The 14,806-nt window shown below is 38.0% G+C and carries 10 protein-coding genes; 1 reads left to right on the top strand and 9 read right to left on the bottom strand.

Annotated features, from left to right (window positions below; genetic code table 11):
• Positions 1 to 112: 112 nt before the first annotated feature.
• Positions 113 to 1,228, bottom strand: a complete 1,116-nt coding sequence (gene citZ / locus GLW08_RS07705; protein WP_202406304.1) for a citrate synthase — start codon at positions 1,226 to 1,228, stop codon at positions 113 to 115.
• 579 nt (positions 1,229 to 1,807) lie between these two features.
• Between citZ and ytvI the strand changes: the two genes are divergently transcribed.
• Positions 1,808 to 2,932, top strand: a complete 1,125-nt coding sequence (ytvI, locus tag GLW08_RS07700) for a sporulation integral membrane protein YtvI (RefSeq protein ID WP_160848490.1) — start codon at positions 1,808 to 1,810, stop codon at positions 2,930 to 2,932.
• 73 nt (positions 2,933 to 3,005) lie between these two features.
• Here ytvI and GLW08_RS07695 read toward each other — a convergent pair whose 3' ends face one another.
• The 8 genes from GLW08_RS07695 to dnaE all read right to left on the bottom strand — a co-directional run bounded on the left by GLW08_RS07695 (position 3,006) and on the right by dnaE (position 14,743).
• Positions 3,006 to 3,398 carry an FxsA family protein gene (locus GLW08_RS07695; RefSeq protein WP_160848026.1) on the bottom strand — a complete coding sequence of 131 codons (393 nt, stop codon included), beginning with the start codon at positions 3,396 to 3,398 and terminating at the stop codon, positions 3,006 to 3,008.
• A gap of 923 nt (positions 3,399 to 4,321) precedes the next feature.
• A complete protein-coding gene (gene pyk, locus GLW08_RS07690; protein WP_160848025.1) occupies positions 4,322 to 6,082 on the bottom strand; it encodes a pyruvate kinase in 1,761 nt (586 codons plus the stop codon).
• A 69-nt stretch (positions 6,083 to 6,151) separates the two neighbouring features.
• A complete protein-coding gene (gene pfkA / locus GLW08_RS07685; protein ID WP_160848024.1) occupies positions 6,152 to 7,111 on the bottom strand; it encodes a 6-phosphofructokinase in 960 nt (319 codons plus the stop codon).
• A 308-nt stretch (positions 7,112 to 7,419) separates the two neighbouring features.
• Entirely contained in the window at positions 7,420 to 8,385 is a 966-nt protein-coding gene (accA, locus tag GLW08_RS07680) for an acetyl-CoA carboxylase carboxyl transferase subunit alpha (RefSeq protein WP_160848023.1), read from the bottom strand.
• Positions 8,382 to 9,242 (bottom strand): acetyl-CoA carboxylase, carboxyltransferase subunit beta, encoded by an 861-nt coding sequence (gene accD, locus GLW08_RS07675; protein WP_160848022.1) that lies wholly within the window; start codon positions 9,240 to 9,242, stop codon positions 8,382 to 8,384. Before accD ends, accA begins: the two co-directional genes overlap by 4 nt.
• Before the next feature lie 85 nt (positions 9,243 to 9,327).
• Positions 9,328 to 9,951: a FadR/GntR family transcriptional regulator gene (locus GLW08_RS07670; protein ID WP_202406303.1), complete on the bottom strand. Its 624-nt coding sequence runs from the start codon at positions 9,949 to 9,951 to the stop codon at positions 9,328 to 9,330.
• Positions 9,952 to 9,991: 40 nt separating this feature from the next.
• Entirely contained in the window at positions 9,992 to 11,200 is a 1,209-nt protein-coding gene (locus GLW08_RS07665) for an NAD(P)-dependent malic enzyme (RefSeq protein WP_160848489.1), read from the bottom strand.
• A 201-nt stretch (positions 11,201 to 11,401) separates the two neighbouring features.
• Positions 11,402 to 14,743, bottom strand: coding sequence for a DNA polymerase III subunit alpha (gene dnaE, locus GLW08_RS07660; RefSeq protein ID WP_160848020.1), 3,342 nt, complete (start codon positions 14,741 to 14,743; stop codon positions 11,402 to 11,404).
• Positions 14,744 to 14,806 lie beyond the last annotated feature (63 nt).

The raw sequence follows: 14,806 nt of genomic DNA, 5'->3' as shown, positions 1-14,806 counted from the left end.
TCCTAGTACTTTTCATAAAATTGTATTACATGTAACATCATACGATATTAGCAATAGATGAAGCAAAAATTACTTGGAAACTCAGAAAAGAATCCTAAGTTTCTTCTTCTTTTTATCGCTCTTCAATTGGGGTATATGTCTGATTTTTCGGCCCTACATACTCTGCACGAGGGCGAATTAAACGGTTATCTTGATATTGTTCAAGAATGTGAGCTAACCATCCAGAAGTACGACTCACAGCAAATAATGGAGTGAATAAATCGTGATCAATTCCTAAACTGTGATAAACTGATGCAGAATAGAAATCAACGTTTGCCGGTAAGCCTTTATTTTCTTTAATAAATTCTTCAATTTTAACAGACATATTGTACCATTTAGAGTTCCCAGTAATCTTAGTAAGCTCACTAGACATCTCTCTTAAGTGTTTAGCACGTGGATCGCCAGTTTCATATACACGGTGTCCCATACCCATGATTTTTTCTTTGTTTTCTAATTTTTCTTTAATGTAATCAATGGCTTTATCTTCATCACCAATTTCAGTAAGCATTTGCATAACTCTTTCATTAGCACCACCATGTAAAGGTCCTTTTAAGGCACCTATTGCAGCTGTGATACCACTATAAATATCAGATAGAGTTGCAACGCATACACGAGCGGTAAATGTTGACGCATTCAATTCATGGTCAGCATGTAAGACTAATGCTTTGTTAATTGCCTCTACTTCTAAGTCTTTCGGCTCTTCTCCATTAAGCATGTATAAGAAATTTGCAGCAAAACTCAGATTTTCTTTTGGTTGAACTGGTTCTTGTCCTTTTCGAATTCGAGCAAAAGCAGTCACAACGGTAGAAATTTTAGCTTGTATCCGAACTGCTTTGCGTTGATTCGCTTCATCTTCCATGACGTCTGCTTCTTCATCATGTAAACCTAGAATAGAAACGGCAGAACGCAATGCAGCCATTGGATGAACAGTGCTTAAATCATAAGACTTAAGATGCTCTACCACGTGTTGTGGAATAGACATTTCTTTAGCTAAGTCACTCTTAAGTTGATCTAATTCACTTTTAGTTGGAAGCTTTTTATTCCAAAGAAGATAGATAACCTCTTCAAAGCTTGAATTTTGAGCTAAATCATCAATGTTATACCCTGCATAGGTTAATTTGTCATCAATAATGGAACTAATGGATGATTCTGTTGCAACAATTCCTTCTAGACCCTTTGTCATTGCCATTATAGTTTCTCTCCTTTTTCATGAATAGTTTCCCCATATACGCTCTTATGTAAAATAAGAAAACGCTTAACATGATTATTAAAATTTTTTCAGGAATTTATCCCCACCTTCAATTATAAACAAATATCAGATTTTTGTGAATTGAAACCGTTTAATTCACTTAAAAAACTCTTCTACAAAAAAGAGAAAGCTTCTATGCCTTTCGTTTATTGTCTGATTAATGTTTACTAATAACGCAAAATATTTTAGGTTCCAAAACTTCAGCATATATATATTAATAAATTTATACTAAATGCTTGGCAAAAAAGGACTTGGTACAACTAAACAACGATTTATTCTTCATTTAATATATAAAACCATAGTAGTTTCTTTATATATTAAGATTTTTCACTGTCCTAGTAGTATTTAAACTCCAATTTCCCTTTATAGTTATATTTATCCATATTTTCTTCCTTTAATTGCATATACGTATATAGATACTTCTATCCCGTTACATCTTGAAGGAGTTCCTCTATCCTGAATCGAAATAATATAAAATAGCTTAATTATAACGAGAAAGGACGTTTATCATTTATGGATATGGATCAGTTTTGGCTTAATTTTTGGCGAATTGCTCGCTTTTTATATGTGGCATGTATTATTGTTTTTGGACTTTTTATTATTGTCCAATTCACTCAATACACATACCCTTTCCTGATTGCAATTGCGATAGCTTTTATTATGAACCCTTTAGTGAATATACTAGAGACAAAAGGAAGGATGCCTAGACCTGTAGCTGTATTTCTTTCTATTTTAGTTATTTTAGGTATAATAATTGGTATTATTACGCTATTAATTGTTGAACTTGTAAATGGCACTCTATACTTATCTGAACGAATCCCTGAAGATTTTGCTACATTAGTGAACTATTTCGAAGATTTAATTGCTTCCCAAATCATTCCTATATATGAGAGATTAACATCTATGTTAAGCACTCTAGATCCAAACCACCAGAAGGAAATTATGAAACAAATCGAAAATGTTGGAGGTAACATTGCTGCAAGTGGCGCTAATTTGCTTGAAAGTATATTAAAATGGCTTCCTGAAAAACTATCGCAAATTCCTGATTTTGCAACAGTCTTGGTATTTTCTTTATTAGGAACATTTTTTATTAGTAAAGACTGGTACAGATGGGGAAATAAAATAAAATCATTAACCCCAGACAAGATTATGAGTTCGAGTGGGAATGTGTTTAGAGGTTTACAAAACGCTTTATTTGGATTTATGAAAGCGCAATTCACACTCATTTCTATCACAGCAATCATCGTATTAATTGGGCTTCTGATCCTACAGGTCGATTATGCTATCACAATTGCTATTATTACAGGGGTTGTAGACTTACTTCCATATTTAGGTACAGGTTTGATTTTTGTTCCATGGATCATCTTTATGTTCTTTACAGGAAATTACTTTCTCACAATTGGATTGTCTATTTTATATATAGTAGTCATCATTCAACGTCAAATGATGGAACCAAAAGTGCTATCTACTAACATTGGTTTGGACCCATTAGCAACGCTTATTTCTCTCTTCGTAGGTTATCAACTATTCAGCTTTTTAGGCTTGATTATTGGGCCAGTTTTTCTTGTCATTGTCAAAACCTTATTCCAAACAGGTGTGTTACAAGAAATATGGAACTTTATTATGGTGCCTAAGCATAAATAAAACATAGAAAAGCCATATCGCGATGATATGGCTTTTTATTTAGTCTTAGAATCTTACTAACTTTATTCTTCTATTATTTTCTAAAAACCGTGATTGTACCATTATCCATCATTCTTCTAACAACTTTCATAAGACCTTTTTTAATAGGTTCACGTGTTACAGGTAGTAACAATGTAAATCCAATAGCATCTGTTATAAAACCCGGTGTCAGTAAAACAGCAGCACCAATTAATATGCAGACACCATTAATAAGCTCATCCTGAGGGGTCATCCCCATTTGCATATTATCACGCGCTCTATTTAAAGTTTCTAAACCTTGTTGCTTGGCTAAATAAGCTCCAAGAATACCTGTAGAAATAATCAATAAGATAACCCACCAGGGTCCAATCAAATTGCCTGCCCAAACTAATATTCCAATTTCCATAGCCGGTACAATAATAATTAATAACAATAACCAGCGAAACAAAACAATCTTCCTTTCCAGCTAACATTCTTCTCCCTATTATACACGAAAGAAATTATATTGGCGATTCGTTTAACTTACAACTATATTTAAAGTATATAACCATAATAAATAATAGTTTTTCTAATGTGATATTCCATATAAGAGGCATAATGTGGAAGGCTTGAAATTGAAATCGAAATCGAGATAGTTTGGGTGAGTGGGGTGTTTCCGTTGTGTTAAGTAGGAGAAAAGATTGGCTGGGAAATTAGCTCGTTTTCCTGCGACACTACACGACGTATGGTCGTTCGAGTTTGCACTGGATGTGACAATCTTAGTCGAACTTCCAGTGAAATCATTCGTCTCCTCAGGCAAAACCGTGCCCTGAGGGGCCTCGACACATCTGTATTTTCACTGTAGTCTCCATAATACAGCACAGGGACTTGTCATATCACTGCAATAAAAACATGGGCTTTGGAGCGACTCTTGCCCATTTTAGAGCGACTTTTTCAAAATAGGAGCGACCGCTGTTTTGGGGATGCTCTGGAGGAGCGGTTGCGAGCAAATTTTCAAGTTTCGGAGCGACCGCCCCCCAATTTCCCGGCCCATCTTTTCGTTCGTTTGGCTTAACGCCATGTTTCCGTTCATTTCAACAAAAGCAAAGGTGGCCTGGGAACAAGGAGACTCCCGCCGGAGAAAGAGGTGGGCAAGATCCCCTGAGGGTGCTTTCCCCGAAGGTAGCTTGCCAGCTCGCCGGCAGGACGGGAGTTGTTCCACGGCTACCTTTATTCCGTATTAACGTATCGGAAACAACCCGCTTAATAAAGGTATTTATCTCGAACCCAAGTCTTCAGGATAATGAGACTTTTGTGGAATAAGTATAGGTTCTTTCACCTATTAATTGCATTTCAACTTTCATAAAAAAAGAAGAGGAAAATCCTCTTCTTTTACAGTACGCTTGCATGTCCTTCGTAGATATCTCCGCGTGAAGAATCGATTGTGATTTCTTCTCCATCTTTGACAAGATTTGTAGCGTCTTTCACACCTACGATAACCGGAATACCAAGGCTTAGGCCTACTACTGCAGCATGAGATGTTAGACCGCCTTCTTCGGTTACGATACCGCTCGCTTTTTCAATGGCCGGCATCATATCTTTATCCGTGCTAATGGTTACTAAAATCTCACCATCTTCGATTTTGTTAATCGCTTCATCAGCTGTTTTGGCAACAGTTGCATTACCGTATGCAGACTTCTTACCAATGCCTTGTCCTTTTGCAAGAACGTCTCCAACTACATGAACTTTCATCATGTTCGTTGTACCACTCTCGCCGACTGGAACACCTGCTGTGATAATAACACGATCTCCTCTGTTAAATTCACCCGTTTTCAGACCACTATCAATTGCAACAGATAACATATCATCCGTTGTTTCAGATGGTTCGCCCATTACAGCTTGAACGCCCCAAACTAGAGTAAGCATGCGTTGTACTCTCTCATTAAAGGTAACTGCAACTAGAGGTGCTTTTGGACGATACTTAGAAATCATTCGTGCTGTATGACCACTTTCAGTAGGAGCCAAGATAGCAGTTACATTTAAGTTCATTGCTGTATGTGTTACAGACTGACTAATAGCATCTGTGATAGTCATATCGCTTGTACGAGAACGGTTGCTTAGAATAACCTGATGATCTAAAGCTGTTTCAGCACGAACAGCAATGTTAAACATCGTTGTTACAGCTTCAACCGGATACGTTCCCGCAGCAGTCTCACCACTTAGCATAATAGCATCAGTACCATCAAAGATAGCATTCGCTACGTCACTTGCCTCTGCACGCGTTGGACGAGGGTTACGTTGCATAGAGTCTAGCATTTGTGTTGCTGTGATAACTGGCTTACCAGCAGTGTTACACTGGCGAATTAATTCCTTTTGAACTAGTGGTACTTCTTCTGCAGGAATTTCAACACCAAGATCGCCACGTGCTACCATTAGTCCATCGCTGACTTCGATAATTTCGCGAATGTTATCGACACCTTCTTGGTTCTCAATCTTAGGTATAATTTGAATATGCGTTGCGCCATGGTTTTCAAGAAGCTCGCGAATTTCTAAGACGTCAGATGCACGTCGTACAAATGATGCTGCAATAAAGTCAATTCCTTGCTCTATTCCAAAGATAATGTCATTGGCGTCTTTATCTGTAATACCAGGTAGACTTACGCTGACATTTGGGACGTTAACACCTTTTTTATTCTTTAGTGGTCCGGAGTTTAGCACTCGCGTTTTGATTTCATTCTGATCTTTAAGTATTTCAAGAACTTCTAACTCAACTAATCCATCGTCCAATAGGATTTTGCCACCTACATGAACGTCATCAATCAATCCAGGATATGTTACAGAAAAACGCTCTCCATCTCCTTCAATCTCGTCCATTGTGACACGAGCAATAGCGCCTTTTTCTAAATAAACTTCCTCATCTCTAAGGATTCCTGTACGAATTTCAGGACCTTTTGTGTCTAACAAAATACCTATTGTTTGACCCGTTTGTCGAGAAGCTTCACGTATGTTTTCAATACGCTGGCCATGCTCTTCATAGTCACCATGGGAGAAGTTTAATCGTGCTACGTTCATTCCATTTTCAATTAACTCTTTTAATGTTTCTACTGACTCAGATGCTGGTCCAATCGTACAAACAATTTTAGTCTTTTTCATATTCTTATATCCTCCTCATCCATATATTACATTGTAAACTGAGATCGTTCCCACAGTCTTGAGGATGTCTTATATAGATAGTTCCTTTGATAGCTTATACATACTTAAATCAAGTTCATGCTTGGTTTCTAACGCTTCAATAATATCATGATCAACTAATTGATTATTTTGTATACCCACCATACGACCTGCTTTTCCTTCGAGCAATAAGTCAACTGCTTGAGCCCCTAAACGACTAGCTAACACTCGATCAAATGCAGTTGGTGATCCACCACGTTGAGTATGTCCAAGCACTGTCACACGTGTTTCTAATTCTGTAGCTTCTTGAATACGTTTACCGTAGTCAAAACCAGAACCAACACCTTCAGCCACAATAATAATACTATGGCGTTTTCCGCGTTCATGCCCACGGTTCAGTCGTTCTACAATATCATCAAAGCTGTCATTCACTTCAGGGATAATAATAGTTTCTGCACCATCAGCCAATCCAGCCCATAACGCAATATCTCCAGCGTTACGACCCATAACTTCAATAACATAGGTACGTTCGTGTGAAGTAGCCGTGTCACGAATCTTGTCAATTGCTTCAATCACTGTGTTTAAAGCCGTATCAAACCCAATGGTGAAATCTGTCGCTGGAATATCATTATCAATCGTACCAGGAACACCGATACAAGGATAACCTAACTCTGTTAATTTCTTCGCACCCATAAACGAGCCATCTCCACCGATAACAACTAAGCCTTCTATTCCATGGGCATTTAATTGCTCAATAGCTTTCGCTCGGCCTTCCTCTGTCTTAAATTCCGGGCAACGCGCTGTATAAAGAGTCGTACCTCCACGTTGAATGATGTCACCAACAGAACCTAATTCCATTTTTTCAATATGACCTTCAATCAGGCCTTGGTACCCGTAATAAACACCATATACTTCTACATTATGATAGATACATTTACGCGCAACTGCACGAATGGCAGCATTCATACCAGGCGCATCTCCACCACTGGTTAACACACCAATCTTTTTCATCCCTCATCACCTCATTGAACTATATCATTGTCATTCTTCTAATTGTTCTCTCCCCATTCAAAGATAATGCTAAACGCTTTATTTGACAACCATAAACCATCAATCAACAAAAGTTAGAACTTCATTAATCTTCAGAAAAAATAAATGCAAGCGCTTAATGACTTTAAATCATTTAGGGGATATCACTAAAGGAAGTATTTATTGCTAAAAGATTTTCTTCATACATTGGTCTATAAAAATATTCCCTCTTGTTATGTAAAACTAAAGAGGCGTGCAAGTTTCAATTGCACGCTCAGGTGTTGCTCATTTTATAAATCCGTAGTGTAGGAACCAATCTTTTTATACTTTTCCCATCTTTCCTCAAGTAATTCCTCTGTTGTTAAACTTTTTAAATACTTGAGAGATTGGTCAAGTACTGGAGCAATATAGGTAGCTTGCGTTTTCACATCACGGTGTGCTCCACCTTTAATCTCTGGAATTATTTCATCTATAACTTCTAAAGTTTTAAGATCATAAGACGTAATCATCATCGTTTCTGCAGCTTTTTGAGCTTGACCAGAATCCTTCCATAATAAGGCGGCTGCCCCTTCAGGAGAGATAACAGAATAAGTTGAGTTCTCAAGCATGTGAATCCGGTCTCCTACTCCAAGACCTAGTGCTCCACCACTACCACCTTCACCGATTACGAAACAAATAACAGGTACTTTAAGCCCCGCCATTTCCATAAGATTACGAGCGATGGCTTCACTTTGGCCTCTTTCTTCAGCAGCTTTACCTGGATAAGCACCCTTTGTATCAATAAAACAAACAATCGGACGGTTAAACTTCTCTGCTTGTTTCATATGGCGCAAAGCTTTACGGTATCCTTCAGGGTGAGGCATACCGAAGTTACGACGAATATTTTCTTTTGTATCCTTGCCACGTTGATGGCCTATTACCGTAACTGGTTGCTCATTATATTTCGCTATCCCTGCTACAATAGCTTCATCGTCCCCATATAACCGATCTCCGTGAAATTCAAGGAAATCCGTAAACAATTCATGAATATAATCTAGTGTTGTGGGACGTTCGCTATGACGAGCCATCTGAACACGGTCCCATGGCTTCATGTTTCCATAAACATCTTCTTCAACCTTAACTAATCGAGCTTCTAGTGTCCGAATTTCATCTGTTAAATCCATGTCACTTTCACTTGTGAATTCTTTCAGTTCAGCAATTTTCTCACGAAGCTCCATGACTGGTTTTTCAAACTCTAAAACTTGTTTTTGTTTCATGATGGCTTACTCCCTTCTGCATGAAGGTCTAGAAGAGTTGATAAAACATCTTTCATATCATGTCGTGGAATAACCTGATCAAGTTGTCCATGCTTTAATAAAAATTCTGCAGTCTGGAAATCCTCAGGCAATTCCTCACGAATTGTTTGTTCAATAATACGACGTCCTGCAAATCCTATCAAAGCGCCTGGTTCTGCGAAATTATAATCACCGATTGAGGCGAAACTAGCCGAAACGCCACCTGTCGTTGGGTGGGTCATCACAGAAATCATTAATCCTCCAGCTTCATTAAAACGTTGAATTGCAATAGATGTCTTGGACATTTGCATCAAACTCAAAACGCCTTCCTGCATACGTGCTCCACCACTAGCAGTAAAGATAATGAAGGGAATATGTAGTTCTCTGGCCCGCTCAACGGCTCTAGCAATCTTTTCGCCGACCGCAGATCCCATGCTTCCCATGCGAAAACGAGAATCCATGACAGCAAACGCTGTTTCCATTCCTTCCATAGTTGCTTTACCTGTTACGACGGCTTCATTTAATCCTGTCTTCTTACGATCTTTCTCTAACTTCTCTAAATACTCAGGGAATCCTAAAGGGTTCTCAGATATAATTTCTTGATCCCATTCTTCGAAAGTACCTTCATCAAACAAGCTGTCAATTCTCTCATAAGCTGTCATTTGATGATGATATTCGCAATTTGGGCATACATTTAAGTTTTTTTTCAATTCTTTTCGATAGAAGATTTTATGACAATCTGGACATTTTTGCATTAAGCCTTCAGGAATATCTTGTTTAGCTTCTTCCCTTGGAATCGATGCATATTTTTTCTTCTTGCTAAAAAAGTCTTTAAGCAAGGGGATTCCTCCTTTAAAACAAATAGAGCCTTTCTATCCTACTTTAGCTATTGTACGGTAAAAGTGTTGTAGAACGATGTCTATTTTATTTCGACAATTTCTCCTGATAGAGTTGCTGGCTTAGTGTTTCTATTTGGATATCATCTTGGTCATAGAGGGCTTGCACTAAACGTTTATAAAGATTTATATCGTAGGCTGGCTTATGAAATGTACGTGAAAACTCTTCCATGAGCCTCCATATTTTCATTAGCAATTGATTTTCTCCTACATCGAAAATGGTATAGAAAAAATCATAATGAAATGTCTCAGTCCCTGGTTCAAACTGATTAACTTTATATTGTAACACTTCATAGTCGTATTCTGTTAAATGTTGTTTTGCTATCTTTAACGCTTCTTTTTCTATTAGCTGTTTGGTAGTTTTGAGATTTTCTTTCGTTTTAGCCTCTTGTAGGATGAATGCTGACAGAATCTCGACCATATGATACGGCTGATAAGAACTAAGAAACGTCCCTTCACCTCTTCTTGTTTCAATAAGACCAAGAAGCTCCATTGCACGCAAAGCTTCCCTTACAGAAGAGCGGCCAGCGTTTAATCTTTCAGCTAGCTCTCGTTCTGAGGGAAGCTTATCTCCCGGAGATAATCCTTGTTCTTCAATAAAGCGACGGAGCTCTTTCAATACCTCTTCATACACTTTGGATTTAGATGGCATTGTCACTGATTAGGATCACTCCTTCCATCAAATCCTTGAATTAGGATTCATCGATTAATGCAAGCTGTCTTGTTTTCTCAGCTACGTCTTCAGGATCGACATGGTGACGTGCAACACCGGAATCCATTGCGGCTTTAGCAACACTAGCTGCTACAGCAGGTGCTACTCGAGGATCAAAAGGTGCTGGGATGACATAGTCAGCATTAAGTTCCTCTTCACTTACTAGAGATGCAATTGCTTCTGCAGCTGCAATTTTCATTTTTTCATTAATTCTCGTAGCTCTTACATCTAGTGCTCCACGGAAGATTCCGGGGAAGGCTAATACGTTATTTACTTGGTTCGGAAAGTCAGAACGGCCCGTACCAATAACACTGGCACCAGCTTCTTTAGCGTCGTCTGGCATAATTTCAGGTTCTGGATTGGCCATGGCAAATATAATAGGGTCATCATTCATATTTTGGACCATTTCCTTGGATAATAACCCTCCAACAGAAACACCTACAAACACATCTGCCCCATCCATCATATCTTCTAGCTTTCCTTCTTGTCGGTCCTTATTCGTCATTTTGGCGATTTCATCTTTAATACCATTCATACCATAACTACGCCCTTCAAAAATGGCACCTTTAGAATCACACATGATAATGTCACGCACTCCGAAATGATATAAAAGTTTAATAATAGCAATACCGGCAGCTCCAGCACCATTCGCTACCACTTTTATATCTGACCATTTTTTCCCTGAAAGTTTCAGAGCGTTCATTAATGCAGCAACAGTTACTATGGCTGTTCCATGCTGATCATCATGAAAAATAGGTATGTTAGTTTCTTTCTTCAAACGTTCTTCTATAATAAAGCAATTTGGAGCGGCAATATCTTCAAGATTCACTCCTCCAAACGTTGGTTCCATCAATTTAACTGTTTGTACAATTTGTTCGATGTCATTAGTACTTAAACAAATTGGGAAGGCGTCCACACCAGCAAAGCTCTTGAACAAAGCAGCCTTTCCTTCCATAACTGGCAAAGAGGCTTCCGCCCCAATATTCCCTAAGCCCAAAACAGCAGAACCATCACTTACAACTGCTACCATATTTCCCTTCATTGTGTAATCATATACAGATTCCTTATGTTCGTATATTTCTTTACAAGGTTCAGCCACACCAGGTGAATAAGCTAAACTTAAATCTTTCTTATTTCTCACAGGTACCTTAGAATGAGTAGCTAATTTACCTTTATGAACACGATGCATATGTAGTGCCTCTTCGCGAATGTTTGACAAAGAAATCCGCTCCTTTTATGAATAAAGAGTATTTATATTATTTATAATTATTGGCGTTAAGTGGTCTGACCACTAATCTACTTCATTATAACAAATGGCTTTTGCTTGTAAAGCATAGAATAACGCAAGCATGTAAAAGAATTGCTTTATTCTACAATTGATACTTGTTGTTCATTTTAGAACAACGTTAGCTTCACCTAACAGTTCTTTAAACTGTTCAATGGATTCTCGGTTTGCTGATACCGAATAGTCATGAGCTAACTTAAATGTCTCCTTCCTTACAGCGTAATAGAGTATTATCGGAACTTCTCCAGGATAACGTTTGGATATGACTTTAATGGAGCGAGTGATGCTGTCTGATTCTCTTTCTTCTATTTTCAAAAATAACCTTTGTTGTGTAGCTCCTTGTAAGCTCTCTGAATCAAAAGGGGTAATACTTTCGATAATCCATTGTTGTTTACCGTTCCTATCTTCTATTCTTCCCTCTATAAAAACAAGCATTTCTTCTACCAGCCATCTTTTCACATCTCGAAATACGTCTGGAAAAATGACAGCTTCCATCTCTGAATTTTCATCTATAAAGGTGAGAAAGGCCATAGGGTCTCCTCTTTTAGTACGAATGGTTTTGATTTCCTCTACCACTACAGCTGCCTTGAGTCGTTTCTTCTTTACAGATTTATATACATCTTGCAAAGAAAGGTAACCTGAACTTCTTAACATGGACCGATAGGATTCTAAAGGGTGAGAGGAAACATACATACCAAGCACTTCTTTTTCAAATGAAAGGCGTTTTAATATATCAAACGGCTCTGACTCTACATAAGTAGCGTCTAATTCTATCTCATCATCAAATAAGGACTCCTGATCATTCATATCGCTAAATAGCTCTCCTTGCTCTATCGCATGTTGAATGCTAGCCAACAAAGAAGCACGGTTATCGAACGTTTCATCAAAACAGCCAGCTAAAATTAACGATTCCAGTACTTGACGATTAATGACTTTTAAAGAAACACGTCTACAAAAATCAAATAGATTCAAAAAAGGCTTCTGCTTTCGTGCTTGAAGGATTTCTAAAATCGCATTTCTCCCTACCCCTTTAATCATACCAAGCCCCATGCGAATTTGACCATTTTCCACGGTAAACTTGCCGAAGCTTTGATTAATAGATGGTGGTTGAACAATAATTCCTAATTCCTTTGCTTCACGAAGATAGCTTAATATTTTGTCTGACGAAACTGTACTCATTAATTTTGCCATGAAACTCGCAGGGTAATGGGCTTTTAAAAAAGCCAATTGATAGGAAATTACACTGTATGCTACAGCATGGCTCCTGTTGAACCCATAGTTTGAAAAACGTACAATCCATTCATAAAGTTGATCCCCAACTTCTTTTGAGTACCCGTTTTCCTTACATCCAGCTACAAAAGCTTTTTCTTGGTCAGCCATCATATCCTGTTGCTTTTTACTTACCGCTCTCCTTAATAAATCTGCCTGCCCTAAAGAAAACCCAGCCATTTTGTTCGCGATTTGCATAATTTGTTCCTGGTAAACTAATACACCATATGTTTTTTCTAGTATAGGGGCTAAGTCGGGATGTGGATATGATACAGATTCTTTACCGTGCTTCCTTCGAATATAAGTTGGAATATATTCCATTGGACCAGGTCGGTAAAGCGCATTTACAGCTACAATATCCTCAAAGTGAGTAGGTCGTAACTGCATTAATACATCTTTCATCCCTTTTGATTCGAGCTGAAAAATCCCAGTAGTTTTACCACTTCTTAGTAAAGCAAATGTCTTCTCATCAACCATGTCTTTTTGATTGAATTGAATGTCTTTCCCCTCATTCTCATAAATAGTCTGTGTCATCTTTTCGATTAACGTTAAGTTACGCAAACCAAGGAAGTCCATTTTTAATAGACCAATTGTCTCTAACTCATTCATAGCATATTGCGTTAACGGGACACTATCATGTCCTTCCGTTAGTGCAACATGCTTCATCAATGGTTGTTTACTAATAATCACCCCTGCTGCGTGTGTAGAAGCGTGCCTTGGAAGTCCTTCAAGTCTAGCAGCAATCTTGAATAGCCGTTTTAATGTTTGTGATTGTTGAATATATGCTTGTAAATCCTTAGAATCTTGTACAATCTGAACAATGGATTGTGACGTTGTTTGGGGTATGAATTTCATTAAGTAACTCGCTTCTTGATTGTCTACCCCCATCACCTTAATTAATTCACGGATAGTCGACCTAGCGCCAAATGTACCAAATGTGATAATTTGTGCGACATGGTCAGCACCGTATTTATTCATCACGTACTGGATAACTTGATCTCTCTTCACATCAGAAAAATCAATATCAATATCTGGCATAGAGACACGTTCGGGATTTAAAAAACGTTCAAATAATAAATCATACTCTATTGGATCGACCTCTGTAATCCCCAGTAAGTATGATACGAGTGACCCAGCAGCAGACCCACGACCTGGTCCTGTAGATATATTATGTTTTTTGGCATAGGTAATAAAGTCCCAAACAATGAGAAAGTAATCACTGAATCCCATCGTTTCAATGACCTGTAATTCATGGCTTAGTCTTGATGTGATTTCTTCATTTGGATAAGTGTACCGACGCTTTAATCCTTTTTCGCAAAGCTGCCTTAAATAATCTGCAGAACTTACTTCATGTGGGACAGGATATTCAGGAAGCATCATACGATTCAAAATCAGATCAAGATTACAACGATCAGCAATCACTTTTGTGTTTTCAAGTAGGTCTTTAGACCACTCTCCAAAAAGAGTGTACATTTCCTCCATACTTCGAAGATGCCGATGCTTAATGGAATGATCTTCAATTTGTTGTGACCAATGTTCATTTTTACGAATGCTCTGTAAACAATCATAAGCTAGTGCATCGTCTTCTTTTATATATCGAACATCATTTAATGCAACCATTGGGGTTTCAATGGCTGGTAAGACTTGTTCAATTGCTACCTGTAAGTGCCTCTCCCCTTCTAAACCATGGTCTTCTATACCTAAATAAAAATCAGAAGGTCCTATAACATGCTTCCACTGTTCTAACTCCTTACTTAATTCATCACGCTGATTATGTAAGATGAAGGGTTGTAAATGAGAGTTATAGATAGGCAAAATGCCAATACAACCTTTAGTGTACTGTGAAAGTTCTCTTCGTTCTACATATTCCTCTGACATTTGAACATAACTACTCAGTTGCATAAGATTTTCATAACCTTGCTGATCCTGAGCTAATAAAACAAGCTCATCAACCTGTTCTTCATCTATAAAAATAGGCACAGATAGCCCAATAATCGGTTTTATCCCGTGTTTCTTACAGGTTTGGTAGAACGAAATAGCTCCGTACATGACACCTTCATCAGTAAGAGCAAGGGAGGTATATCCATATTGTTTCGCTTGTTCAACAACTTTTTCTATGGTGTTGGTACTTTTCATAAAACTATATCCACTTCGAACCTGTAAGTGAACAAAATCCATAATGATTCTCCCGCCTCTAAGTTTAATTATTGTTTCATTATAGCGTATCTGCATGCTAATAGG

The sequence above is a fragment of the Pontibacillus yanchengensis genome (assembly GCF_009856295.1).
Taxonomy (GTDB): domain Bacteria; phylum Bacillota; class Bacilli; order Bacillales; family BH030062; genus Pontibacillus; species Pontibacillus yanchengensis_A.
The sequence above is the reverse complement of the archived record's forward strand: the minus strand, read 5'-3'. Positions and strand labels throughout refer to the sequence as shown.

Excerpts from the sequence above, each read along its gene's own strand:
- pfkA (WP_160848024.1), bottom strand. The coding sequence starts at position 7,111 with ATGAAAAAGATTGGTGTGTTAACCAGTGGTGGAGATGCGCCTGGTATG.
- GLW08_RS07665 (WP_160848489.1), bottom strand. The coding sequence starts at position 11,200 with ATGCATCGTGTTCATAAAGGTAAATTAGCTACTCATTCTAAGGTACCT.
- dnaE (WP_160848020.1), bottom strand. The coding sequence starts at position 14,743 with ATGGATTTTGTTCACTTACAGGTTCGAAGTGGATATAGTTTTATGAAA.
- GLW08_RS07670 (WP_202406303.1), bottom strand. The coding sequence starts at position 9,951 with ATGCCATCTAAATCCAAAGTGTATGAAGAGGTATTGAAAGAGCTCCGT.
- ytvI (WP_160848490.1), top strand. The coding sequence starts at position 1,808 with ATGGATCAGTTTTGGCTTAATTTTTGGCGAATTGCTCGCTTTTTATAT.
- citZ (WP_202406304.1), bottom strand. The coding sequence starts at position 1,228 with ATGGCAATGACAAAGGGTCTAGAAGGAATTGTTGCAACAGAATCATCC.
- pyk (WP_160848025.1), bottom strand. The coding sequence starts at position 6,082 with ATGAAAAAGACTAAAATTGTTTGTACGATTGGACCAGCATCTGAGTCA.
- accA (WP_160848023.1), bottom strand. The coding sequence starts at position 8,385 with ATGAAACAAAAACAAGTTTTAGAGTTTGAAAAACCAGTCATGGAGCTT.